This window comes from Cupriavidus oxalaticus (genome assembly GCF_038900635.1).
GTDB classification, from domain to species: Bacteria; Pseudomonadota; Gammaproteobacteria; order Burkholderiales; family Burkholderiaceae; genus Cupriavidus; species Cupriavidus oxalaticus_B.
Genome location: NZ_JAYMRX010000006.1, coordinates 20,775 through 45,371, shown reverse-complemented (window position 1 = coordinate 45,371; position 24,597 = coordinate 20,775). Strand labels below are relative to the sequence as shown.

Sequence of the window (24,597 nt, the reverse complement as noted above, 5' to 3'; positions counted from 1 at the left end):
CCCATCATCACCGCAAGCCAGCATCCCAGCAGGCAAGCGCCGCGGCCAAGCCTTTCACCGATATTCATGTTGTTCTCCTGTCCGGGATGCCGATGCAATGGCGATCGATCAGACCGCGGGAACCGGGGCCAGCGACACGTGCTGCGTCGCAGTGCGCTGCGCGGCCTTGTGCACCATGGTGTAGGCATAGTCCACGCCCATGCCGTACGCGCCGGAGTGTTCCTTGACCAGCGCCATCACGGCGTCGTACGAATCGCGGCGGGCCCAGTCGCGCTGCCATTCCAGCACCACCTGCTGCCAGGTCACCGGCACCACGCCGGCCTGGACCATGCGCTGCATGGCGTAGTCATGCGCTTCCTTGCTGGTGCCGCCCGAGGCGTCGGCGACCATGTAGATCTCGTAGTCGCTGTCATGCATCGCCGACAGCGCGAAGGTGGTGTTGCAGACCTCGGTCCACAGGCCGGCGACGATGATCTTCCTGCGGCCGGCGGCGGCCAGCGCGTCGCGCACCTTCTGGTCGTCCCACGAGTTCATCGAGGTGCGCTCCAGCGTTTCCTTGCCGGGGAATACGTCGAGCAGTTCGGGGTAGGTATAGCCGGAGAACGAGTCCGATTCGACCGTGGTGATGGTGGTCGGGATGTCGAAGATCCTTGCCGCCTTGGCCAGGCCGACCACGTTGTTCTTCATCAGCTGGCGGTCCATCGACTGCACCCCGAAGGCCATCTGCGGCTGGTGGTCGATGATGATCAGCTGGCTGTTTTGCGGGGTCAGGACTTCCAGTTTGGCGTTCGACATGATGGGCTCTCCGTAAGCTAGGTTGGTCAATTTCCCGCAACGTCTTTTGGTGTGTGGCGCTGCGATGGAATGAACTATACGGAACGAAGTGCCTGCCAAATTACTCTCATCATCACATAGTTATTCAAATATTTTGATGATTGATTCCGGGCAAAAAAGAGCGGCCGTTGCCGGCCGCCCAGTCAAGAGCCATGAATCGTTGCCCCCCGCCGTCTTCTTCAATCAAGCCGCGAAGGACCGTCACCCAGCCTCAGGTCACCGGCGCCGGATTGAACAGCACCAGCGCATTCTTGATCTTCCAGTGTTCCGCCCAGGACTTCTTGCCGCTGGCCACCGCCAGCAGCGTGTGGAACAGCTCCCAGCCCACCTCTTCGATGGTGGCTTCGCCGGTGGCAATGCGGCCGGCGTTGACGTCCATCAGGTCGTGCCAGCGGCGTGCCAGGTCATTGCGGGTCGAGACCTTGATCACCGGCACCTCGGCCAGCCCGTACGGCGTGCCGCGGCCGGTGGTGAAAACGTGGAGGTTCATGCCGGCGGCCAGCTGCAGCGTGCCGCAGACGAAATCACCCGCCGGCGTGGCGGCGTAGATCAGACCCTTCTGCGTGACCTTCTCGCCCGGACCGCTGACGCCGTGGATCGGGCCGGTGCCGGACTTGACGATCGAGCCCATCGCCTTTTCCACGATATTGGACAGGCCGCCCTTCTTGTTGCCAGGCGTGGTGTTGGCGCTGCGGTCGACCTTGCCTTTCTCGAGGTAGGCGTCATACCAGGCCATCTGCTTCATCAGCGCCTCGGCCACTTCGGGCGAGGCCGCGCGCGCGGTGAGCTGGTCGATGCCGTCGCGGACCTCGGTGACCTCGGAGAACATCACCGTGCCACCGGCGCGCACCAGCAGGTCGGTGGCGAAGCCCACCGCGGGATTGGCCGTCACGCCGGAGAAGGCATCGCTGCCGCCGCACTGCACGCCCACCACCAGGTCGGATGCGGGACAGGTTTCGCGCCGGCGCGCGTTCAGGCGCTGCAGGTGCTTCTCGGCCGTGGCCATGATCGAATCGATCATCGAGGCAAAGCCCACGTGCTGTTCGTCCTGCAGGCAGACCACGTCGGGCTCGCCTTCCCGCTGGATCGGGATGGTGCCGGCGCTCACCAGCCGCGCGGGCTGCAGCTTTTCGCAGCCCAGGCTGACGATCATCACCTCGCCGCCGAAGTTGGGGTTCAGCGCGATATTGCGGATCGTGCGGATGGGGATGCCGGCATCCGGCGCGTCGATCGCCACGCCGCAGCCGTAGGTGTGCTCCAGGCCCACCACGTCGTCGACGTTGGGGTACTTCGGCAGCAGCTCTTCCTTGATGCGCCGCACGGCAAACTCGACCACGCCCTCCACGCACTGCACGGTGGTGGTGATGCCGAGGATATTGCGCGTCCCGACCGAGCCGTCGGCATTGCGGTAGCCCTCGAAGGTGTAGCCCTCCAGCGGCGGCAGCGGCGTGACGCGCGTGCCGACCGGCAGGTCGTGCAGCTCCGGCGCGGCCGGCATGCGGATCACGCGCTCGTTGATCCAGCTGCCGCGCGGCAGGTCTTTCAGCGCGTAGCCGATCACCACGTTGTAGCGGATCACCTCGTCGCCTTCGCGCAGGTCCGTCAAGGCGACCTTGTGGCCCTGGGGCACGCCTTCGACCAGCGTCAGGCCGCACGGAAACGTTGTGCCGGCCGGCAGGCCGCCGTCGTTGGCGACGATGGCGACGTTGTCGTCGGGGTGCATCGTGATGTAGAGGGGGCGCGATGCCGGTGCTGGGGTCGCTTCACTCATGATTGCAGGCTTTCTTCAGGGGGCGGCGAGGGGCCACCCATGTGTTACGTTGTCTGACGACATTGTAGAGACTCTGGCGCGCACTGGTGTCCGGGGTTACCCTGATTTGAGCGGCTTATGCGCCATATAATGCATCGAATTGCTTGCATGGACGCGAATCTTTCGTTGTCAGCCATTGATTTTCGATGATGTTGTATGACAACTATCGCTGATCCTGCCGACGATAGTCATCTATTTCATCCGGCAAAACTTTTTGGCACCGCAGAATGACGAGCGGTGCCAGATGGCCTATAACGGCTCCAACCGGTTTCACGTGACGAAAACCGGACAAGGAGACCACCGGCGTGACCATCCCGAGCACCTCGCTGCAGAAAGCCTGCCGCCTGCTGCGCGCGCTGACCGATGCCCGCAACAGCCGCCTGACCGACCTGGCGCTGGCCGCCGGCGTCGACAAGGCCTCGGCGCTGCGCCTGCTTGAAACCCTGACGGCCGAGGGCCTGGTGCAGCGCGATCCCGCCACCAAGGCCTTTGCGCCGGGACGCGAATGGCTGGCATTGCATGCCGCCACGCTGGCGCGCACCGACCTGCGCCCGCTGGTACGCCCGGCGCTGATCCGGCTGGCCAATGCCTTCGAGGACAGCGCCATCCTGTCCGTGCCGAGCGGCTGCGAATCGGTCTGCATCGAACTGCGTCTGGGCACCTTCCCGATCCGCGCCAACTACCTGGACATCGGCAGCCGCCGGCCGCTGGGAATCGGCGCCGGCAGCCTGGCGCTGCTGGCCGCGCTGCCCGATGCCGAGGTCGACGCCGTACTCGACGGCATCGCCCCGGCCATGCGCCGCTACCCGCGTTTCAGCCGCGACATGCTGCTGGGCCATGTGCAGGCCACGCGCGAGCGCGGCTACGCCGTATTGCTGGACGTCGTGGTCGAGCGCATGGGCGGCATCGCCATCGCCCTGCCCGGCCCCGACGGCTACCCGCTGGGCGCGCTCAGCATTGCGGCGCTGAACGAGCGCATCACCGGCCGCGAGGCCGCGATGGCGCGCGCGCTGCGGCGCGAGGCCGACGCTATCTGCCAGCACTGGCGCGCGCGCGCCGGCGCCGGACCTGACATCCAACGGCCGGCCGCCCGGCCACGTACGCGAGAGGAGGCATGACATGCGCTGGAAGCAACGTCCGCAGGGCTCCAACTGGGGCGATTTCGGCCCCGACGACCAGCTTGGCCGCGTCAACCTGATCGGCCCCGAGCAGGTCGTCAGGGGCGCGCGCGAGGTGCGGGCCGGCATCAGCTTCTGCCTGTCGCTGCCGCTGGACTATCCCGGCGGCAACAAGCTCAACCCGCGCCGCCACCCGCCGCAGCTGCGCCCCACCTTCCGCGACGACAGCCCCTACCTCAACTTCCCGCTGGCCAAGGTCGATCCCGCCGCCACCGACGTGATCAGCGACGACCAGGTGCTGATGTGCCTGCAGTACAGCACGCAGTGGGATGCGCTGGCGCACGTGGGCGCGCTGTTCGATGCCGACGGCGACGGCCGGCCCGAGCGCGTCTACTACAACGGCTTCCGCGCCAACGAGCATATCGTCGGCCCGGTGGACTACGCCGACGACGACCACTTCGCCGCCCATCCCTGCGGCCACGACCACAGCGCCGCGCAGGCGCTCGGCATCGAGAACTTCGCGGTCAAGGGCATGCAGGGACGCGGCGTGCTGGTGGACCTGGCTCACGTGTACGGCCAGGACTTCCGCAACATCGGCTACGACGAGCTGATGCGCGCGATGGACGCCGGCAAGGCCGAGGTCGAGCCCGGCGACATGCTGCTGCTGCGCACCGGCTTTGCCGAGGTGGTGCTGTCGATGCAGCGCGAGCCCGACCAAGCCGTGCTGCATCACAGCTGCTGCGCGCTCGACGGCCGCGACGACCGCCTCTTGCAGTGGATCACCGATGCCGGCATCGCCGCGCTGATCGCCGACAACTACGCGGTCGAGCGCTACCCGGCCCGGCCCGCGCCCGACGGCGACCAGCACCACCCGCTGCTGCCGCTGCACCACCACTGCCTGTTCAAGCTGGGCCTGCCGCTGGGCGAGCTGTGGTACCTGCGCGAGCTGGCCGACTGGCTGCGCGCCAACGGCCGCACCCGCTTCCAGCTGACCGCGCCACCGCTGCGGCTGCCGGGCGCGGTGGGCTCGCCGGTGACGCCGATCGCCACGGTCTAGCCAAGACCAGAAACCAAAACAAGCCAGAGGAGACACCATGAAGCTTCGCCATTCGATCCGACGCCGGGCCGTCGGCGCGCTCACCCTGGCCGCCGCGCTGGCCTGCGGCGCCGCGCACGCGCAGCCCAGGGCGGCGATTTCCGACGACGTGGTCAAGATCGGCATGCTGCTCGACATGAGCGGCCTGTACGCCGACGTCACCGGCCGCGGCAGCGCCACCGCGGCGCAGATGGCCATCGACGATTTCGGCGGCAAGGTGCTGGGCAAGAAGATCGAGCTGGTGGTGGTCGATCACCAGAACAAGGCCGATATCGCCGCCAACAAGGCGCGCGAGTGGTACGACACCGGCAATGTCGATGCCATCCTCGACGTGGCCGCCTCGGCGCCGGCGCTGGCCGTGCTGGAAGTGGCGAAGCAGAAGAACCGCATCGTGGTGTTCTCGGGACCGGGCACCGAGCGCATCACCAACGACCTGTGCACGCCGGTATCGGTCCACTACGCCTACGACACCTATGCGCTTGCCAACACCACCGCGCGCGCCACGGTGCAGCGCGGCGGCAAGACCTGGTTCTTCCTGACCGCGGACTACGCCTTCGGGCATACGCTGCAGGACTCCGCCACCGCGGTGATCAACGAGACCGGCGGCAAGGTGCTGGGCGCCGCGCGCCACCCCATCGGCGCCAGCGACTTTGCCTCGTACCTGCTGCAGGCGCAGGCCAGCAAGGCGCAGGTCGTGGGGCTGGCCAATGCCGGCGGCGACACCATCAATGCGATCAAGGCGGCGTCGGAGTTCGGCCTCACGCGCAACGGTGCGCAGCGCATGGCGGGCCTGCTGCTCTATATCAACGATATCCACGCCATCGGGCTGAAGACCGCGGGCGGCCTGGTGCTGACCGAGGCCTTCTACTGGGACATGAACGATGCCACCCGCGCGTGGTCGCGCCGCTATTTCGAGAAGCTGAAGAAGATGCCCAATATGAGCCAGGCCGGCGCCTATTCGTCGGTGATGCACTACCTGAAGGCCGTGCAGGCGGCGGGCACCGACGAGACCGCGGCGGTGATGAAGAAGATGAAATCGATGCCGGTCAACGACTTCTTCGCGAAGAACGGCCGCATTCGCGAGGACGGCCGCATGATCCACGACATGTACCTGTTCGAGGTGAAAACGCCCGCCGAATCCAGGTATCCATGGGATTACTACAAGGTCGTGGCGACGGTGCCCGGCGAGCAGGCCTTCATGCCGGCATCGAAGTCGCAATGCCCGCTGCTCAGGCACTGACATGAGCGCCACCTATACCAGCTATATACGCGGCACCGGCAACACTCGCTTCGGCCGCATCGAGGGCAGCACGCCGCTGGCGCTGATGGCGCAGGCCGCCGATGCCGCGCTGGCCGATGCCGGGCTGGCGCGCGCCGGCATCGACGGGGTGCTGTGCGGCTATGCCACCACGCTGCCGCACCTGATGCTGGCCGACCGCTTCTGCGAATACGCCTCCCTCACGCCCGCCTATGCCCACGGCGTGGCCGCGGGCGGCGCCACCGGAGGCGTGATGGCGATGCTGGCGCATGAGCTGGTGCGCGCCGGCCGCTGCCGCCATGTGCTGGTGGTCGCGGGCGAGAACCGCCTCAGCGGCCAGAGCCGCGACCAGTCGATCCAGACGCTGGCACAGGTGGGCGAGCCGCATGCCGAAGTGCCCAACGGCGCCTCGGTGCCGGCCTACTACGCGCTGCTGGCGTCGCGCTACCTGCACGAGACCGGCATGGATGCCGATGCGCTGTCCGGCTTCGCGGTGCTGATGCGCGAGCATGCCGCCGGCCATCCGGATGCGCACCTGCGCGAGCCGCTGTCGCTCGCGCAGGCACGCGCCGCCCGCCCGATCGCCACGCCGCTGCGGCTGTCCGACTGCTGCCCGATTTCCGATGGCGCGGTGGCGGTGATCGTGTCCGCCGAGTTCGACGCCGACGCCGGCGCCGGCACGCCGGTGCGCATCGCCGGCGCGGGGCAGGCGCACCGGCACCAGCACCTCGGCGCGATCGACGACGTGATGCAGACCGGCGCCGCCGAGGCCGCGCGGCGCGCCTTTGCCGAGGCAGGCGGCGGCGTGGACGGCATCGACTGCCTGGCGATCTATGACTCGTTCACCATCACGCTGGTCATGCTGCTGGAAGAACTGGGGCTGGCCCCGCGCGGGCAAGCGCATGCACGGCTGCAAGCCGGCGATTTCAGCCGCGGCGGCGCGCTGCCGCTCAATACGCACGGCGGGCTGCTTGCGTTCGGCCACTCCGGCGTGGCGGGCGGGCTGATGCACCTTGCCGAAGCCGCACGCCAGCTCGCGGGCCGCGCCGGCGAACGCCAGCTGGGCAAGCGCCGCCGCGCGCTGTTCCACGCCGACGGCGGCGTGCTGTCGTCCCATGTCAGCCTGGTGCTGGAGGCCACGCCATGAGCCATCCCACAAGCCATCCATACACCGACGGACTCGATGCCGGCGTGGTGCGATACCAGTGCTGCGGCGCCTGCGGGATCTGGCAACCGCTGGAACGGCACGCATGCCGGGCCTGCGGCAGCGTGCAACTGCGTTGGCGCGATGCCGGCGGACTCGCCACGGTCTATGCGGTCACCGAGATCAGCCGTGCCCCGGCCGAGGCCTTCCGCGCCCTGGCGCCCTACACGCTGGTGCTGGCCACGCTGGACGAAGGCCCGCGCGTGATGGGCCATGCCGAGCCCGGCGTGGCCATCGGCGACCGCGTGCGCGCGGGCTTCCTGCGCTTCGGCGAAGGGACACTGCTGCGTTTCCTGCGCGAATAGCGGCCTTCCCCGCGCCAGCCGGCGCGCGCCCGAGCTCCCATCCCAGCCGGCACCACAACCGGAGAACCCCCCCTTGGCACCGAATCGATCCCGGCGGCACGCGCTCGCCCTGCTTTCCTGTCTCGCCATGTCCGCGGCAGTCATGCCGCCAGCGCTGGCGCAGCCCTTCCCGGCCAAGCCGATCCGGCTGGTGGTGCCCTACCCGCCCGGCGGCCCGACCGACATCGTCGCGCGCGTGGTCGGCCAGAAGCTCTCGGACAAGCTCGGCCAGCCCCTGGTGGTGGAGAACCGTCCCGGCGCCGGCGGCAATATCGGCGCAGAGGCGGTGGCCAGGGCCGCGCCCGACGGCTACACGCTGCTGGTGGCCACCACCGCGCATGCCATCAACATGACGCTGTTCCGCAAGCCCGGCTACGACACGCGCAAGGACTTCGCGCCGGTGAGCCTGCTCACGCGCGGCCCGCTGGTGCTGGTGACCGCGCCCGCCACGCCCGCGGGCAATGTCGCCGAGCTGATCGCGCTGGCCAGGACCAGGCCCGGCCAGGTCACCTTTGCCAGCTCCGGCAATGGCCAGTCCACCCATCTGGCCGCGGAACTGTTCAACAGCATGGCCGGCGTGCGCATGACGCACGTGCCATACAAGGGCAGCGCTCCCGCGCTGACCGACGTGATGGGCGGCCAGGCCACGGTGATGTTCGACACCATGCTGTCGGCCATGCCGTTCGTGCGCGACGGCAAGCTCAAGGCGCTGGCGGTCACGGGCGCGGCGCGCTCAACGGCCGCGCCGGACACGCCGACCGTGGCGCAGTCAGGCTTGCCGGGCTACGAGGCCAGCGCCTGGAACGCGCTGCTGGCCCCCGCCGGCACGCCGCCCGCGGTGCTCGATACGCTCGGCACGACGCTGAGATCCGTGCTCGACGACGCCGACGTGCGCGCGCGCTTCGCCACGCAGGGCTTTGCCGCGGAATGGACCTCCCCGCCAGCCACCGCGCAGTTCCTTGACAAGGAAATCGACAAATGGGCCCGGGTCGTGAAGGCATCCGGCGCCACCATCGACTGATCGATCACACATAACCCACGCCCCTTCCGTCATGACCGCCCCCCTCCAGTCCCTGCTCGCCCCCCGCTCCATCGCCGTGATCGGCGCCTCCGACAACATCCACAAGATCGGCGGCCGCCCCATCCACTACATGAAGGCGCACGGCTACGCCGGCACGCTCTACCCGGTCAATCCGCAGCGCGACACCATCCAGGGCCTGCGCGCCTTCCCCACGCTGGACGCGCTGCCCGAGGTCCCCGAACTCGCCATCATCATCGTCGCCGGCGACGCCGCGGTGCAGGCCGTGCGCGACTGCGCGCGGCTGGGCGTGGCGGCCGCCATCGTGATCGCGTCGGGCTTCGGCGAAGCCGGTGCCGGAGGCCGGCGCCAGCAGGACGAGATGGTGCGCGCCGCGCGCGCCAGCGGGCTGCGGCTGGTCGGGCCCAACAGCCAGGGGCTGGCCAATTTCGGCAGCGGCGCCATCGCCAGCTTTTCGACCATGTTCATCGAGGTGCCACCGCAGGACGGCCCGGTCGCCGTGGTCAGCCAGAGCGGCGGCGTCGCGGCGATGGTCTATGGGCTGCTGCGCGGCCAGGGCATCGGCGTGCGCCACATGCATGCCACCGGCAACCAGGCCGACATCACCGTCAGCGAGCTGGCGCTGGCGGTGGCGCACGATCCCGGCGTGCGGCTGGTGCTGCTGTACCTGGAAAGCCTGTCCGATCCCGAGGTACTCGCCGAAGCCGCGCGCGTGGCGCGGGCGCGCAACGTGCCGGTGGTGGCGGTCAAGGCCGGACGCTCGCAGGACGGGCAGCGCGCCGCCGCGTCGCACACCGGCGCCATCGCCAACGAGGACCGCGCGGTCGATGCCTTCCTGCGGCGCCATGGCATCTGGCGCGTGGACGATGCGCACGCGCTGGCCCGCTGCGCGCCGATGTACCTGCGCGGATGGCAGGCGGAGGGAAGGCGGCTGGTGGTCGTCAGCAACTCCGGCGCAAGCTGCGTGATGGCCGCCGATGCGGCGCCGTCGTGCGGGCTGGCGCTGGCGCCGCTGTCCGATGCCACGCAGGCCGCGCTGGCGCAGCGCCTGCCCGGTTTCGCCGCCACCGCCAACCCCGTCGATGTCACCGCCGCGCTGCTGACCAACAGCGCGCTGTTCGGCGAGGTGCTGCCGGTGGTGGCGCGCGATCCCGCCGCCGACCTGTTCCTGCTTGATATCCCCGTCTCCGGCATGGGCTACGACGTGCCGCGCTTTGCCCGCGACGCGGCGGCGTTTGCCGACACCGCGGGCAAGCCCATCGCGGTCGCCGTATGGCAGGCGCCGGTGGCCGACGCATTCCGGCAGGCCAACGTTCCGACCTACGCCAGCGCGGCCGAAGCGCTGGCGGCCTTCTCGCAACTGGTCTCGCACCAGCAACGGCTGCGGCAGATCGCGGCCGAAGGCGAGCCACTCGTGCCGGCCACAGCGGCCTTGCCAGCATCCGTGGCAAGGAGCACAACGCTGAGCGAAGCCGCCAGCCTCGCACGCCTGGCGGAAGCAGGCATGCCGGTGGTCGAACACTATCTCTGCCGCAACGTGGATGCCGCGGTGGCTGCATGGCAACGCATCGGCGCACCGGTGGCGGTCAAGGCAAGTTCGCCGCAGGCGCCGCACAAGAGCGAGCACGGGCTGGTCGCGCTGCACTGCAATGACCCCGAGGCGGTTGCGAGCGCATTCACCGCGCAGACGGGCGCGCTGCAGGCCATGGAAGCGCATTGCGAAGGCATCGTCGTCGCCCGCATGGCGCGTGGACAGCGCGAATGCATGATCGGCGCAAACTGGGATCCCGTATTCGGCGCAGTGCTGGTGATCGGCGACGGCGGCAAGTATGTCGAGACGCTGCGCGACACCGCCGTCCTGCTGGCGCCGTGCAGCGAAGCCGACGTCGCCCGCGCGCTGGACGGTCTTCGCATCGCGCCGCTGCTGCGGGGCGTGCGCAATGAGCCGGCGGTCGATATCGCCGCGCTATGCCGGCTGGCTGTGCAGGTCGGCAACCTGGTCCACGCGGCCGGTGGTGCGATCCGCTCGGTCGACCTCAACCCGGTGATGGCGAGCGCCGACGGGGTGGTCGTGGTCGATGCGCTGATCGAGGTGGCAGAGGTGGCGGAGGTGGCAGAGGCGCAGCGCTAGCGCACTCCCAGGCCCTATTCCGAAAACAATTCAATAAACTCGTTGCGCAACCACTGGTTCGCAGGATCGCGGTGATACCGGGCATGCCAGAACAGGTTGATCTGAATGGCCGGCAGCGCGAACGGGTGGTTGACGTACCTGAGCCCGAAATACCGGGCACATCGTTCCGCAAACGTCCAGGTGACGGTGGCGACCAGGTCGGTGGTGGCGATGATGTCCGCCAGTGCCACGAAGTGCGGGACGCGCAGCCGGATGCTGCGCTTTACGCCGCCCTGGGCAAGGAGCTCGTCGACGCGGGCATGCCCTGTTCCCGCTGCCGTCACCACGACATGCTCGGCGGCTTCGAAGTCCCGCATGCTGACCTTCTTCTTGTCCATCGCGTGACCGGGACGGAACAGGCAGACGTAGCGCTGGCGGAACAGGCGTCGTTGAAAGAATTCCGTGCTGAGTTCAGGCAGATGGCCGACAGCGAGGTCGATCTTGCCCTGGCTCATCTCGGCCGCCAGGTCGACCGCCGTATTGCGCACCGTGGCCACGGTCACGCCAGGCGCGCGTTGCCCAAGCACACCCATCAGCGGCGGAATGAAGTGCACCTCGCCGATATCCGTCATGGCGATGCGGAACGCGCGCTCGCTGTGCAAGGGATCGAATGTCATCTTGCGGCTGAGCGTTGCCTGCAGCGATTCCAGAGCCTGGCCGACCGGCTCGGCCAGTTCCTGTGCAAGTGGTGTCGGCAGCATTCCCTTGCTGCTCCGCACGAACAACTGGTCGCCGAGCAAGGTCCGCAGGCGGGCCAACGCATTGCTGACAGCCGGCTGGCTCAGGTTCATGGCCCTGGCCGTTCCGGAAACGGTCCCCTGCCGCAACAGCTGATCGAACACGACAAGCAGGTTCAGGTCGACGTCCTTCAGTTCCATCGCGGGCCTTTATTGATTTCGTGAATATCAACTATAGCCGGGATTCTATTGGTTTATTGCGGTCGATGCCCGATGATCGTTTCCATACGAAAAGACAAAGCAGGAGACGCCACTTGAACCCCGCCCTCCCCCGGCGATAGCCGCCCCAGGGAATCCTTCCCTGCCTGAAGTCACCCGAGCACACCGACGTCGCACTGGCCAGCGGGCCCGCGCGCGGACTCCATTCGCCTCTATGGAAACAGCCATGGCAACTGCCTCCCATGAAGATCGCCCAGTGTGGGCCGACGACAGCATCAGCCGCATCCCGTTCCGCGTCTATACGGACACGCAGCTTTACCAGCGCGAACTCGAACGCTGCTTCTACCAGGGTCACTGGAACTATGTCGGCCTGGAGGCCGAAATCCCGCATCCCGGCGACTTCAAGCGCACCACGCTCGGCGAGCGTTCGGTGATCCTGGTGCGCGACCAGGACGGGGAGATCAACGTGATCGAGAACGTATGCGCCCATCGCGGCATGAAGTTCTGCCGGGAGCGCAGCGGGAACCGGAAGGATTTCCACTGCCCCTACCACCAGTGGAACTACGACCTGAAGGGCAACCTGCAAGGGGTGCCATTGCGGCGCGGCGTCAGGCAGGACGGCAAGGTCAACGGCGGCATGCCCGCCGACTTCAAGCCACAGGAGCACGGGCTCACGCAATTGAAGGTCGCAACGCGTGGCGGGGTCGTGTTCGCCTCGTTCGACCATGACGTCCCCTCGCTCGAGGCCTACCTCGGACCGGACATCCTCGGCTACTTCGACCGCCTGTTCAATGGCCGCAAGCTGAAGGTCCTTGGCTACAACAAGCAGCGCATTCCGGGCAACTGGAAGCTGATGCAGGAGAACATCAAGGATCCCTACCATCCCGGCCTGCTGCATACGTGGTTCGTTACGTTCGGGCTCTGGCGCGCGGACAACAAGGCCCGCCTGGTGATGGATCCCGAATTCCGCCATGCCGCGATGGTGTCGACCCGCGGCCAGGGCGGCAAGAGCGACGTGACCTCCGGCGTGTCCAGCTTCAAGGACCATATGGCCCTGCACGACGACCGCATCCTCGACATCGTGCACGAGCCGTGGTGGGGCGAGCCGACCGCGGTGATGATGACGGTCTTCCCGAGCGTGATCTTCCAGCAACAGGTCAATTCGGTATCCACGCGGCATATCCAGCCCAACGGCCCCGATTCCTTCGACTTCGTCTGGACGCACTTCGGCTTCGAGGACGACACCGAGGAGATGACGCGGCGCCGGCTGCGCCAGGCCAATCTCTTCGGGCCAGCTGGCTTCGTGTCGGCCGACGACGGCGAAGCCATCGAATGCTCGCAGCAAGGCTTCACCCAGAAGCCCTGGCATCGCGTGATTGCCGAACTGGGTGGCAAGACCGCCGAGAACACCGAACACATGGTCACCGAGACCCTGATCCGCGGCATGTACGCCTACTGGCGCAAGGTGATGGAGGTCTGAAGCCATGAACTTTACCGACTACTACGCGCTGCTCGCCCTGTACGCCGACTACACCAGCGCCGTGGACAGCGGCGAATGGGACCGCTGGCCGGGGTTCTTCACCGACGACTGCCTCTACCGGGTCCAGCCGCGCGAGAACCATGAGCGCGGCTTGCCGCTCGCCACGCTGTCGCTGGAAGGCAAGGGCATGCTGAAGGACCGCATCTATGGCATCCGCGAGACCCTGTTCCACGATCCCTACTACCAGCGCCACATCGTCGGCGCGCCGCTGATCCGGGAGGCCGGCGCCGACAGGATCGTGGCCGAGGCCAACTATGCCGTGCTGCGCACCAAGCCGGACCAGATGACCGATGTGTACAACGCTGGCCGCTACCTCGACACCATCGTGCGCACGCCCGAGGGCTGGCGCTTCGCGTCGCGCATCTGCGTGTTCGATAGCGAGATGATCCCCAACTCGCTGATCTACCCCATCTAGCCGGAGCCATTCATGACCGAAACCTGGATCGAGGCAGCGTTGCTGTCCAGCGTCCCGCAGGACGATGTGATCGCCGTGGCCGTCGAGGGCAAGGAAATCGCCCTGTATGGCGTCGACGGCAACGTCTACGCGACCGACAACCTCTGCACGCACGGCCACGCGCGCCTGTGCGACGGCTTTCTTGAAGGACACGAAATCGAATGCCCGCTCCACCAGGGCAGGTTCGATATCCGCAACGGCGCAGCAATGTGCGCCCCGTTGACCGAGGGCATCCGCACCTATCCGGTCCGTATCGAAGGCCACAGGGTCTACCTCGACCTGGGCTGAGAAGCGCCGGCCACGCAACCACAAGGGGACGCACATGATTTCCGATCCACCACCCGGCGCGACTGCCATATCGACGGCCGCCACCATCGTCATCGTCGGCGCGGGCCAGGCCGGCGGCTGGGCCGCCCGGACGCTGCGCAGCGAGGGTTTCGCCGGCCGGCTCGTGCTCATCGGCGACGAGGCCCATCCGCCGTACGAGCGGCCACCATTATCCAAGGCCGTGCTTGCCGGTGAAGCGGCTCCCGCCAGCACGTGGCTGCATAAGCCGGAGGCGTTCGAAGCGCTCAGGATGGAGTGGTGGGTGGACACGCGGGTGGCCCGCATCGACCGCGGCGCGAAGTGCCTGGAGATGTCCGATGGAGAGAGGCTGTCCTACGACAAGCTGATCCTGTGTACCGGCGGCAAGGCGCGCGTGCTTGCCGTGCCGGGCGCGGATACGACGCCGAGCCATACGTTGCGCACGATCGGCGACGCGTTGTCGCTGGCGCCCGAGCTTCAGCCGGGCCGCAGCATCGTCATCGTCGGCGGCGGCTGGATCGGCCTGGAAGTCGCCGCCACCGCGCGGCGGAAAGGCGCGGATGTCACCGTCGTCGAAGCGCAAAGCCGGCTGTGCGAACGCACCGTGCCCCCGGAGATCTCCGAACACCTGCTCGGGTTGCATGGTGCGCACGGCACCCGCGTCATGCTCGGCGCCCGCATCACCGGCATCGCGCAAGGCGCTGACGGCAAGTCCGTGGTGACGCTTGCCGATGGCAGCACGCTGGCGTGCCACGCCATCGTCGCGGGCGTGGGTCTCGTGCCCAATGATGCGCTGGCCCGTGACGCCGGGCTGGCATGCGATGGCGGCGTGATCGTCGACCGAAGCTGCCGTACGTCCGACCCGGATATTTTCGCCGCGGGAGATGTGGCGGTGGCTCCGAATCCGTGGGCCGGGCGCCGTTTGCGACTGGAATCCTGGCAGAACGCGCAGGACCAGGGTATCGCCGCGGCGCGCGCGGCACTGGGCCTCGCCGTCGACTATGCGCCGCTGCCGTGGTTCTGGTCGGACCAGTATGGCATGAACCTGCAGATTTGCGGCATCCCCTTGCCGTCGCATCGCGTGGTGGCACGCGGCACGCCCTGCGAGGACAGCTTCCTGCTGTGCTATCTCGACGGCGATGTGGTCCAGGCTGCCATCGGTGCCAACGCGGCGCGCGACCTCCGCTTCGCACGCCGCCTGATCGAGCAGCGCAGGCAGGTCGATCCCGATCGCCTCGCCGACCTTGGCGTTCCCATGGCAAAGCAGTAATCCACCAGATAAAAAAATACCGGAGACAAGCCCCCATGTCGCACATCGATGTCCACAAGCTGGCCGACGACGCCTCCTTCAATCGCTTCCATGCGCGCGTACTGTTCTGGTGCGCAATCATCATCATCTTTGACGGATACGACCTGGCGGTCGTAGGCATCGCACTGCCATCGATCATGAAAGACCTCGGCGTGGCACCGGCTCAGGCCGGGCTCATGGTCAGCTCTGCCCTGTTCGGCATGGTGTTCGGCGCGATCTTCCTCGGCACCCTGGCGGACAGGATCGGCCGGCGCCGGGCCATCGCGCTCTGCGTCATCCTGTTCAGTGTGTTCACTGCCGCGGCTGGCCTGGTCAAGGATCCCCTGCTCTTCGGCATTGCGCGCTTCCTCGCCGGGCTCGGCATCGGCGGCGTCATGCCCAATGTGGTCGCGCAGATGACAGAGTACGCACCGAAGCGGATGCGCGCGACGCTTGTCACCCTGATGTTCAGCGGCTATGCCGTCGGCGGGATGCTCGCCGCCATCCTCGGCAAGGGCCTGATCGAAACGTACGGCTGGCAATCCGTCTTTCTCGCTGCCGGCCTTCCGGTCCTGCTTGTTCCCGCCATTCTCAGGTCGCTGCCCGAATCCATGCCCTTCCTGCTGGCCAGGGGCGACGACGAGGCATTGCGCCGCATTGTTGCCAGCCTCGCGCCAGCCCGCCAGTGGTCCCCAACCGACCGATTCTCCGTGCCGGCCCGGGACAATGCCGACAGCGCGCCGATCCGGCATCTGTTCCGCGACGGCCGCGGCTTCAGCACCATCATGTTCTGGATCGCGTTCTTCATGTGCCTCTTCATGGTTTATGCCCTGAGCTCATGGCTGACCAAGCTGATGGCAAGCGCGGGTTACAGCCTGGGCTCCGCGCTGACGTTCGTGCTGGTCCTCAACCTCGGCGCGATGATCGGCGCCGTCGGAGGCGGATGGCTTGCCGACCGCTATCACATCAAGTACGTGCTTGCCGCGATGTATGCGCTGGCCGCGGTCTCGATCACGCTGCTCGGGCTCAGGCTGCCCGCGGAACTGCAGTACCTTGTGGTGGGCCTTGCCGGCGCGTCGACGATCGGCACGCAGATCGTAGCGAATGCCTACACCGGGCAGTTCTATCCGGCCGCCGTCCGTTCCACCGGACTCGGCTGGGCGCTGGGCGTCGGTCGCAGTGGAGCCATCCTGGCGCCAATCGTCATTGGCGTACTCGTCGCCATGGACCTGCCGCTGCAGCAGAACTTCGTTGCGATTGCCATTCCGGCCGTGATCGGCATGGCCGCGGTCCTGCTGATCGATCACAGGCGCTCGGCATCGGCAGCCCGCTCCGGCCGCGCCGAAGCCGCGACCGGCGAGCCACAGGCCCGCCTCTCCATCGCGGACCGAAACTAGTCCGGGCAATCCACCTGCCCGAAGAAGCCATCAGGGTGTCCGGCTGGCAAGCCGGGCATCGGCGCCCGATTCGTCCTCCCAGTCACCACCCAACGCCAGCAGCAGCGCAATGCGCTGGTTGAGATGATCGGCCTGTACGTTGACCAGATCCATCTCGGCGGCCACGAGTGCCTGGCGCTGCTTCAGCAGGCTGCGCGTATCCGAGGCCCCGATGGCGGCGCGCGCCTGCGCTCGCCGCACCAGCGCACCGCTTTCATCCACCCGCTCCTGCAGCTGCCTGGTACGCCCGGCATAGCCCGATTCGGCCCGCAGTCCCGCCTCGACCTCACCCAGCGCCTGCAGCGCGGTGTTGCCATAGGCGATCAGGGCGGCTTTCTCCTCGGCGCTGTAGTAGTCCGCTCTGGCTTTGAGCTCTCCGCCGGTGAAGATCGGCGCGACGAACGAACCGTTGAGCCCCGTGATCGGGGTGCCGGCCTGGTTGAGCAGGAACACGTCGCTGCGGATGCCGGTGATGGCTGCGCTGATGGAGATCCGCGGCAGGCGCGCTGCTTGCGCCGACTGCCGCATATCGAAGGCCGCCGCAACCCGGCGCGCCGACGCCGCCAGGTCGGGCCGGCGCTCGACCAGGTTCGCCGGCAGGCCCGCAGCCGGGGCCGGGGGCATGGCCGGCAGTTCCGGCACCGTCGCGATCTCTCCGGCGGGATAGCGGCCCAGCAGCAGTTCCAGCGCCTGCGCGGCCTGGCTTCTGGCCAGTTCGGCCGTGCCGATGGCATTGCGTTGCGCGCGCAGGACATTGCGCGCTTCCAATAGCTCGGTGTCCGGCGCTGCCCCGATCTCGACGCGCTGGCCGGCGATCCGCACCAGCTCTTCCTGAATGGCGGCCGACTGCCGCAGCCGGTCCTCCAGCTTCGCGTTGCGGATCAGCGTGAACCATGCCCTGGCAGTGGTCGCCGCAACCACGCGCTGGGCCCAGAGATAGTCGTCCCTGGCGGCAGCGTATTGCGATTCCGCCGCGCGCGTCTGGGCGCGGATGCGTCCCCACAGGTCGATCTCCCAGCTCGCGCCGATCGACAGGATCTGCGTTTCCGAATTGCCTGCCCTGCCCTTCGCGCCCGCGTCCGGCAGCAGTCCGCTGCGCTGGATGGCGACCAGCGCCTGCGCCTGCTGCACGCGCACCGCGGCCAGCCGGAGATCGCCGTTGTGCGCGATGGCCTCGCGCACCAGGCGCTGCAGCTCGGCATCGTCGAAGGTGGCAAGCCAGCCATCGGCGGCGTCACCGGCGATGGCCGCGTTGGCCCACGTGGCGTGCCCTTCGAGCACGGGCACGGCCTGGCGCAGAAGGTCCGGGCCCTCGGGCGGTGCCTGCAGGGCGCAGCCGCAAAGCATGGCGACCGGAAACGCCAGCAGCAAGGTCTTCATGGGTTGAAACGGCGACACGGACTTCCCTCTTCCAAATTTCTGAAAAATTTCTGCCAAATTTCTGTCGAATCCCGGATCCGGCGAACCTAGTGAAGCTTGAACACCAGGTAGTTCAGCTTGGAACTGACGCGCAGGAAAACCATGCGAATGATGTGGAACACTTCCATATGCTTCGTATAGATCGCGCCCGCCCCGACTGCCCCGACCGGCAGCATCCGCCCGCTGGATTCGTCACGCAGGTCGAACTTGACCGCGAAGCGGTTCGGCACCGCATCGGTGGCGCCGGTGTTCGGAATCATGCCGCCCTGCGCAATCTGGCCTTGCGACTGCGCCCAGACGATCGAGTTGACTTTCGCCTTGATGATCTCGCCCGGACTCGTCGGCAGGTAGATCTCGGCGAGGTCGCCTTCCCTGACGTTGTAAAGCTCGTTCTGCCGGTAAAAGGCAATGACTTCCTGCTGGTCCTCGACAAAGCTGAACGCCGGCGAGAAGGGGAACGGCACGAGCATGGTGCCCACCCGTACCTGCAGGTTCACGACCGTGCCATCGGAGGGCGCGCGGTAGACGGTCTGCTCAAGTTCCCAGCAGGCGTTCTCGAGCATGACTTCGGTTTCCGCCCGCTTCGCGCGCGCCGTGGCAATGGCAGCAAACTCCCCCTGGCTTTTGGCCGACAACTTCTGCCGGGCCTCATCCTCCACGGCCTGCGCGCTGACCAGTTCGCCTTCCAGTTCACGCTGGCGCGTCAGCGCGTCTTCCCGGTCGAACTTCGACCCGGCCCCTGCCGCGAGCAGCGCTTCGTGCTCCTTGACGCGCTGGCGGGCAAGCGACAGCCTGGCCTGCACCGTGCCGACCCGGCCAGCGGCACCGCGAACCGATTCGCCGAGCTGGCGCGCCGATGCCTCGGCTTCCGCCAGCGCGGCATCGTCCGCCCTCAGCCTGACTTCGAGTTGCCTGACCGAGGCCTGATAGGGAGCCGGATCGATCCGCAGCAGGACTTCGCCCTTGCGGTAGCGCCGGTTGCCTTCGGCCGGCAGCTCGACGATGCGGCCGCGGACCTGTGGCACGACCTGCAGGACCTTGCCGACCACCCGTATGTCATGGGTGGACGGAGCCACCACGTTGAGCGTCAGGATCAGCAGCGTTATCGCCACCACGGGAATCGTGAATACGATCACCATCGACGTCGTGTTCCACGGCAGCCACTTGAACTTGAAGAAGATCAGCCAGACCGCCAGCGCGTAGAGACCAAGCAGCAGCGCATCCATTCAGGTCCGCTCCTTCCCGGCGTGCTTGCCGCCGGCGATGTCCGTCGCCGTGTGATCGGGCGCGTCATCGTCGTCCGGCGCCTTGTCGGTGCCGTACGCGGCGCGGTAGAACACCGGCTTGGTGTGCGCCCAGAGCCAGGCCAGGGGCCACAGCATCCCACCGAAGAACAGCGACAGCACGCATAGTGAATGGATGGCTTCCTTTTGCGGATGCCGCTTGCGATGCGCGATCTTCTCGGGCCAGATATGGAGCATCCAGAACAGGTAGCCTCCTGCCACCGGCACGAAGATCAGGACCACCCAGGAGATGGCGTTGGCCGCGGTCTCCAGGGCCTTGCCGCTGAGTAGGGAAGCGAAAGCGGGTTCGCTCGATGCCAGCAGGCCGATGCCTGCCAGCAGATAGGGGCGCAGTTTCATCGAATTGTCTTGAGAGGGAGCGTGGTGCTCGGTTGCACAATGCACCGCCCCGGTCAGGAGCCGGTTGGTTCGTTGCGCGAGCCGCCCTGGTAGGCCTCGCTGCGCGCGCGTCCCGCGGACCGGTGGGATGTTGCCTTGCCCTCGCCTTCGTCCGCTGATGCATCATCGGCGTACAGAAGGTTGTACTTGCTGCTGGCGGTGTCGCCGGCAGCGTGGCAGCCGGCGGGCTTCGAGGCAAGTCCGGCTCCCGCGCACGCGTCCGGCTGCTCCCGCGTCCCTTGTGGCTCCAGTCCGCGGGTGTGCTGCGCATATGCCTGGCCAGCGCCCGCGATCAGCAGCGCAGCGCCAAAGGCCCGGACGGCCGAGCGGCAGTTGTTTGTCATGTCTGCAGGTTCCTTCGAATGGATTCGGATGTCATCGGCGTGCGTTGGCACTGCCGCCACATCCCGATGAAGCGCACACGTTATGGCAACGCGTCAGTCGCGGCTATCGAAGAACTTAGAAAGTGCGGGAACGCGGCATCGATCCGCTCCCGGTACGGCGGCGCATTTCGAATTCCTTTGATAGCTCCCACGGCGCGACCGGCCTAACCTGTCCGCCGTCGTACATCGCTCGGGTGTAGTCCAGGCTTGCCCGACCCGCAGAGCCCCATGAACGTTGTTTCCCCGATCGCCGCGAGCCTCGTTGCCGCCGCCGCAAGCGCCCTGTCCGGGTGCGCAGTCCCTACCGCCGAGATCATGAGCCCGTTCCAGGAGCCGTGGCCCTGGACGAAAATCGTTGCCGTCAATCGCACCGATCACGATGTGCTGGCGGTGCGCGCCGGCAATTGCGAAACCGGGCGTGCGTTGCGGCAATCGCAATCCGCGCCTTCATACTGCTTCCTCGGCACGAAGCCCGAGGGACCTGTCGCAATCACCTGGAACGATGCAGGCGTCGGCGGCGAGCACACCGCCACGGTACCGTTGCCGCCGCTGTGGCACACAGAGCCCCGCCCCGAAGACATGACGGGTGGCTACCTGTGCTTGCTGTTGCGCAATGATGCGCGAGCGAGTCTTACCGTCGTCGCCACGTCGGAAGCCTGTGCTGTTCTATAGGCGGACCGGGCAATGCACGCGTGCGCTCGCAATAACTGGAAAGCGGCAGGTCGCGGCCGCCTTCGCGGCTGCTACGCAGACTGGCGCCCGCACAACTGCCTGAGACTCCGCGCGATATACGCTGACTGGGTTTCGATCTCGTCGTCCCAGCCATCCGCATCCGCGGCGTACTCGCGCAGGTCTTCGCACAGCTCGGCCAGTTCCGACGGCCCGACGACAGCCAGGCTGCCGGCGATGCGGTGCAGCAGTTGCGCCAGCCCGCTCACGTCCCGTGCGGACCGGATTGCGTCGTATTCATCGAGATCCGCGCCAGTCTGGACGAGGAATGCTTCGACATATGCGGCAGGAATCCGCGGCAACTCGGGGAGATCCTCGTCACCGGCCGATGCGGCTGTCCACGCCACATCCTCATGGCCCGCGCCATCGTCGCTGCGTGCAAAGACCGAGGCCAGCCCGGCGAGAGAGACCGGCTTGGTCAGGTAGCCCGTGAATCCCCTGGCCCGCCCCTCGGCGACATCCTCGGGCCGCGCGCTTGCGCTCACGGCATAGACGGGGATGTCGATGCCGGCATCCTGCATTTCCCGCAGCAGGCCGAAGCCGTTCATGACCGGCATGTCGATATCGGTCAGGACCGCGTTGACGCGATGCTCCTTCAGTGCAGCCATGGCTTCGCTGCCATTGCCCGCGGCGATGACGCTCGCGCCCAGCGCACGAAGCTGGTCGCGCAGCAGGTTCCGGTTCAGCAAGTTGTCCTCGGCAATCAGCACCGCGTGGCCCGCAAGCGGCGATGCGGGTTGCCCGACAGCGGCTTCCCCGATCCGCTTCGGTGGCTGTGCCCCGGTGATGACCGCCAGCACTGCTGCATGGATGCCTGCAAGGCTGTAGCTGGAAACCTCGCGACCGCCATCCGGCCGTATGGTGCCAACCAGCGGCCCCAACTGCTTCAGCCAGACGACCGCGGCCGGCTTCGGCCACCAGGCCAGGACGTGCCCGGGATCAAATGCCTCGGTTACCAGCAGGCAGTCAAAGCTGTCGCCATCCACGGGCTCGTCCAGGCTTGAGCGCGCCGATGGCTGGCTCGCGCCCCAGTCGAAATGGTTCAGCAAGCCCTCGATGCACTCGGCATCGCGGGACAGCACCAGCGTCCGGTTCCGCGGCAAGCCCGGGCGCACCGGCGGCGGCACCGCGTCGGATACGCCGAGCGGCAGACGCACCGTGACGCGCGTTCCGACGTTCAGGGTACTGTCCAGCATGATGCTGCCGCCCATCCGTTCCACCAGCCGCATGCAGATCGAAAGCCCAAGGCCGGTGCCACGCGCCTGGGCAATCCGATTGTCGGCAACCTGGGAGAATGGCTGGAAGAGCCGGTCCTGGTACGCATCCGGTATGCCGATGCCGGTATCGGCAATGACGATCTCCAGGTTCCCTTCCTGCCATTGCGCGCGCAGGACGATCTTGCCCGCCGGGGTGAACTTGAACGCATTGCCGAGCAGGTTGTTGACGATCTGGGTCAGGCGCACCGGATCGAGCTCGAGCTGTGCGGGAATGCGGCTGCCGTACACCGCGTGGAAGCCCAGGTTGCGCTGCGCGGCAAGCGGGGCATGGGCGATCGCGATGCGGCCGAGAAGCTCCGTGACGGATACGGGCTGCACCGCGATGCTCAATGCGCCCACGTCGATCCGGGAGAAATCGAGCACTTCGTTGACGATCTGCAGCAGCCCATCGGCAGACACCTGCATCGCCTCCACCCTCATCCGCTGCTCCGGCTCCAGCGGCCCCATCGCGACGAGCTCCATGTTCCCCAGCAGCGACGCCAGCGGCGTGCGTATCTCGTGGCTCATCGATGCGAAGAAGGCCACCCGGGCCCTGGCGGCCGCCTCGGTCGCGAGCCGGGCTTCGTGCAGGAGCCGCTGCGCACGCGCCGCATCCGCATAGGTGCTGGTCAGGAAGCGATAGTTCCAGTAGCGGTACATCGCGAACAGCAGTGCAAGCAGCACGGCGGTGAATGCGCCGATGACGATCAGATCCTCCATCATCACCCGGCCCTGATGCCCGATCGGCAGCGCGAAGATCAGGTGCCCGAAATCCGCCACCAGCGGCGGGCGGCGCAGTGCCCAGCCATAGTCCGGGACCCAGTGGAACATGCCATCCTGCCGCGCTTCCAGCCTGGCATCCAGGCGCTGCGCGTTGGTCCGTGCGCCGGCCGCGACCAGCGGAGTGCCAAGCCTGTCGAATACGATCGGTTCGGGGATCGACAGGTTTGGCCCCGCAGGCCGCAGCAGTCCGTACAGCGGGATGCGCGTCAGCACGACCGCGTAGAGCGTGTCGCCCTTCGCCACCAGCGATGCGCCAACCATCTCCGGGCCGGAGCCGGCGGCACTGCCCGGGACACCCAGCCATTCGACGCGCTTTTCCCTCGCGGCCTGCAGCACGTCGATTTCGCGGCTGCGGAAGCGCTCCAGGATCATCCTGGTGATGAGCGCCGGCGGCATCGGCGGCGGCATCGGACGCACTCCCAATCCCGACGCATCGGGCGATTCATAGCGATACGTCGCACCGCTGGCGATCGAGATCATTTCGATCGACGGCCGCTGGCTCGCGGCAATCAGCGTGCGGACCGACTGGTCGCAGCTCTGGTGCAGGACGTCGTCGGCCGGCGCGGACGGAAAAACCTGCGTGCAGAGGCCGCGCCGGCTTTCCGGCGAGAGCGGAAGCGCGCCATTGGCACGCAGTTCCAGGATCAGGTTGCTCGCGGCCAGTGTGCTGCGGCGTTCGAGGACGGCATCGACCACACCCTGCTCATACAGGCGGGCCACCTGCTCCTGGGCGCGCAGCGAGCCATTGAGCCGGACCAGTGCGCCCGTGCAGGCGATTGCGACGGCGAGCAGCCCCAGCAGCACAATCACCATCGAGAAGACCCGGCGTTCCCGCTTCAGGTTCCGTTCAACGGTGCGGAGGTCGGGCGACGGCTCGAACGCGCCCTGCATCAGCTCAGGCCGTTGTCGCGCGCGTACGCGACAAGCTCCGCGTTGCTGGTGATGTTCAGCTTGCGCATGGCCGAGCGCTTCTGTGTCGCCACGGTTGCCAGGGTGCGGTGAAGGTAGCCGGCGATTTCGGTGACGGTGCTTCCCGCGGCGAACATCCGCACGACTTCGATCTCCTTCGGAGACAGCGCGCTGGCGCTTGCGCCGGGCCGCGCGCCGGCGCTCGACATCCTGGCCGATACTCCCGGCGACAGGCGCAGGCCCTGACCGGAAATCGCATCCATGCAGACCTGCCGCAGAATGCGTGGGTCTTCATTTTTCCCCACGATGCCGGCGATACCTGTCTCCTGGAGGCGCGTGAGCAGACCGCCGTTGGTCAGCATCGTGAAGACGACGATCGGCGTACCGGGGCTGGCCTCCTTGAGCCGCCGGATCAGGCGCAGTCCGTCATCGCTCTCTTCGGAATGTCCCATTGTGAAATCCGTAACAATGAGATCCGGCCGGTGCGCCTCGAGCGCAGCCAGAAGCTCCCTTCCGGAGGAACACGTTGCGGAAACCTGGACATTCGGGATCTCGCTCAGGGTGGTCCTGACGGCGAGTTGAATCACCGGGTGATCGTCCGCGATCACGGCGGAGATGGTACGTGGTGGCATGCGGGTTCAAT

General features: G+C 67.3%; 22 protein-coding genes. 13 read left to right on the top strand and 9 right to left on the bottom strand.

The window, feature by feature from the left end:
- Positions 1–108 precede the first annotated feature (108 nt).
- Complete coding sequence (locus VSR71_RS12245; RefSeq protein ID WP_342914122.1) at positions 109–795, bottom strand: hydrolase; 687 nt, start codon at positions 793–795, stop codon at positions 109–111.
- 250 nt (positions 796–1,045) lie between these two features.
- Positions 1,046–2,605 carry a galactarate dehydratase gene (garD, locus tag VSR71_RS12240; RefSeq protein WP_342914121.1) on the bottom strand — a complete coding sequence of 520 codons (1,560 nt, stop codon included), beginning with the start codon at positions 2,603–2,605 and terminating at the stop codon, positions 1,046–1,048.
- Between the two features lie 344 nt (positions 2,606–2,949).
- Here garD and VSR71_RS12235 point away from each other — a divergent pair, with 344 nt between their 5' ends.
- The 7 genes from VSR71_RS12235 to VSR71_RS12205 all read left to right on the top strand — a co-directional run bounded on the left by VSR71_RS12235 (position 2,950) and on the right by VSR71_RS12205 (position 10,834).
- A complete protein-coding gene (locus tag VSR71_RS12235) occupies positions 2,950–3,762 on the top strand; it encodes an IclR family transcriptional regulator (protein WP_342914120.1) in 813 nt (270 codons plus the stop codon).
- 1 nt (position 3,763) lies between these two features.
- A complete protein-coding gene (locus tag VSR71_RS12230; RefSeq protein ID WP_342914119.1) occupies positions 3,764–4,819 on the top strand; it encodes a cyclase family protein in 1,056 nt (351 codons plus the stop codon).
- Positions 4,820–4,856: 37 nt separating this feature from the next.
- On the top strand, positions 4,857–6,098 hold the full coding sequence (locus VSR71_RS12225; protein WP_342914118.1) for an ABC transporter substrate-binding protein: 1,242 nt from the start codon (positions 4,857–4,859) through the stop codon (positions 6,096–6,098).
- A 1-nt stretch (position 6,099) separates the two neighbouring features.
- Positions 6,100–7,263: a thiolase family protein gene (locus tag VSR71_RS12220; protein WP_342914117.1), complete on the top strand. Its 1,164-nt coding sequence runs from the start codon at positions 6,100–6,102 to the stop codon at positions 7,261–7,263.
- On the top strand, positions 7,260–7,625 hold the full coding sequence (locus tag VSR71_RS12215) for a Zn-ribbon domain-containing OB-fold protein (protein WP_342914116.1): 366 nt from the start codon (positions 7,260–7,262) through the stop codon (positions 7,623–7,625). The genes VSR71_RS12220 and VSR71_RS12215 overlap by 4 nt, the downstream gene beginning before the upstream one ends.
- Positions 7,626–7,698: 73 nt before the next feature.
- Positions 7,699–8,685, top strand: a complete 987-nt coding sequence (locus VSR71_RS12210; protein ID WP_428979392.1) for a tripartite tricarboxylate transporter substrate binding protein — start codon at positions 7,699–7,701, stop codon at positions 8,683–8,685.
- 31 nt (positions 8,686–8,716) lie between these two features.
- Positions 8,717–10,834 carry an acetate--CoA ligase family protein gene (locus VSR71_RS12205; RefSeq protein ID WP_342914115.1) on the top strand — a complete coding sequence of 706 codons (2,118 nt, stop codon included), beginning with the start codon at positions 8,717–8,719 and terminating at the stop codon, positions 10,832–10,834.
- A 14-nt stretch (positions 10,835–10,848) separates the two neighbouring features.
- On the opposite strand, the gene VSR71_RS12200 is transcribed toward VSR71_RS12205, so the two are convergent.
- Positions 10,849–11,751: a LysR family transcriptional regulator gene (locus tag VSR71_RS12200; protein WP_342914114.1), complete on the bottom strand. Its 903-nt coding sequence runs from the start codon at positions 11,749–11,751 to the stop codon at positions 10,849–10,851.
- A gap of 244 nt (positions 11,752–11,995) precedes the next feature.
- On the opposite strand from VSR71_RS12200, the gene VSR71_RS12195 reads away from it, so the two are divergent.
- Genes VSR71_RS12195 through VSR71_RS12175 form a run of 5 tightly spaced genes read left to right on the top strand, consistent with a single transcriptional unit; the run spans position 11,996 to position 16,754 of the window.
- Positions 11,996–13,249 carry an aromatic ring-hydroxylating dioxygenase subunit alpha gene (locus VSR71_RS12195; RefSeq protein ID WP_342914113.1) on the top strand — a complete coding sequence of 418 codons (1,254 nt, stop codon included), beginning with the start codon at positions 11,996–11,998 and terminating at the stop codon, positions 13,247–13,249.
- 4 nt (positions 13,250–13,253) lie between these two features.
- Entirely contained in the window at positions 13,254–13,724 is a 471-nt protein-coding gene (locus VSR71_RS12190) for an aromatic-ring-hydroxylating dioxygenase subunit beta (protein WP_342914112.1), read from the top strand.
- Positions 13,725–13,736: 12 nt separating this feature from the next.
- Positions 13,737–14,051, top strand: a complete 315-nt coding sequence (locus VSR71_RS12185) for a non-heme iron oxygenase ferredoxin subunit (protein WP_342914111.1) — start codon at positions 13,737–13,739, stop codon at positions 14,049–14,051.
- Positions 14,052–14,085: 34 nt separating this feature from the next.
- The gene (locus VSR71_RS12180) at positions 14,086–15,339 is read left to right on the top strand and encodes an NAD(P)/FAD-dependent oxidoreductase (RefSeq protein WP_342914110.1); all 1,254 of its coding nucleotides are present in this window, start codon (positions 14,086–14,088) and stop codon (positions 15,337–15,339) included.
- Between the two features lie 35 nt (positions 15,340–15,374).
- Positions 15,375–16,754 (top strand): MFS transporter, encoded by a 1,380-nt coding sequence (locus VSR71_RS12175; RefSeq protein ID WP_342914109.1) that lies wholly within the window; start codon positions 15,375–15,377, stop codon positions 16,752–16,754.
- 30 nt (positions 16,755–16,784) lie between these two features.
- Here the strand turns inward: VSR71_RS12175 and VSR71_RS12170 are convergent, their stop codons facing one another.
- The 4 genes from VSR71_RS12170 to VSR71_RS12155 all read right to left on the bottom strand — a co-directional run bounded on the left by VSR71_RS12170 (position 16,785) and on the right by VSR71_RS12155 (position 20,238).
- Complete coding sequence (locus tag VSR71_RS12170; RefSeq protein WP_342914108.1) at positions 16,785–18,173, bottom strand: TolC family protein; 1,389 nt, start codon at positions 18,171–18,173, stop codon at positions 16,785–16,787.
- An 86-nt stretch (positions 18,174–18,259) separates the two neighbouring features.
- Positions 18,260–19,438: an HlyD family secretion protein gene (locus VSR71_RS12165; RefSeq protein ID WP_342914107.1), complete on the bottom strand. Its 1,179-nt coding sequence runs from the start codon at positions 19,436–19,438 to the stop codon at positions 18,260–18,262.
- Positions 19,439–19,855: a DUF3302 domain-containing protein gene (locus VSR71_RS12160; protein WP_342914106.1), complete on the bottom strand. Its 417-nt coding sequence runs from the start codon at positions 19,853–19,855 to the stop codon at positions 19,439–19,441.
- Positions 19,856–19,908: 53 nt separating this feature from the next.
- A complete protein-coding gene (locus VSR71_RS12155; RefSeq protein WP_342914105.1) occupies positions 19,909–20,238 on the bottom strand; it encodes a hypothetical protein in 330 nt (109 codons plus the stop codon).
- 267 nt (positions 20,239–20,505) lie between these two features.
- Between VSR71_RS12155 and VSR71_RS12150 the strand changes: the two genes are divergently transcribed.
- Positions 20,506–20,949 (top strand): hypothetical protein, encoded by a 444-nt coding sequence (locus tag VSR71_RS12150; RefSeq protein WP_342914104.1) that lies wholly within the window; start codon positions 20,506–20,508, stop codon positions 20,947–20,949.
- A gap of 71 nt (positions 20,950–21,020) precedes the next feature.
- On the opposite strand, the gene VSR71_RS12145 is transcribed toward VSR71_RS12150, so the two are convergent.
- A complete protein-coding gene (locus VSR71_RS12145) occupies positions 21,021–23,936 on the bottom strand; it encodes an ATP-binding protein (protein ID WP_342914103.1) in 2,916 nt (971 codons plus the stop codon).
- Positions 23,936–24,586 (bottom strand): response regulator transcription factor, encoded by a 651-nt coding sequence (locus VSR71_RS12140; RefSeq protein ID WP_342914102.1) that lies wholly within the window; start codon positions 24,584–24,586, stop codon positions 23,936–23,938. The genes VSR71_RS12145 and VSR71_RS12140 overlap by 1 nt, the downstream gene beginning before the upstream one ends.
- Positions 24,587–24,597 lie beyond the last annotated feature (11 nt).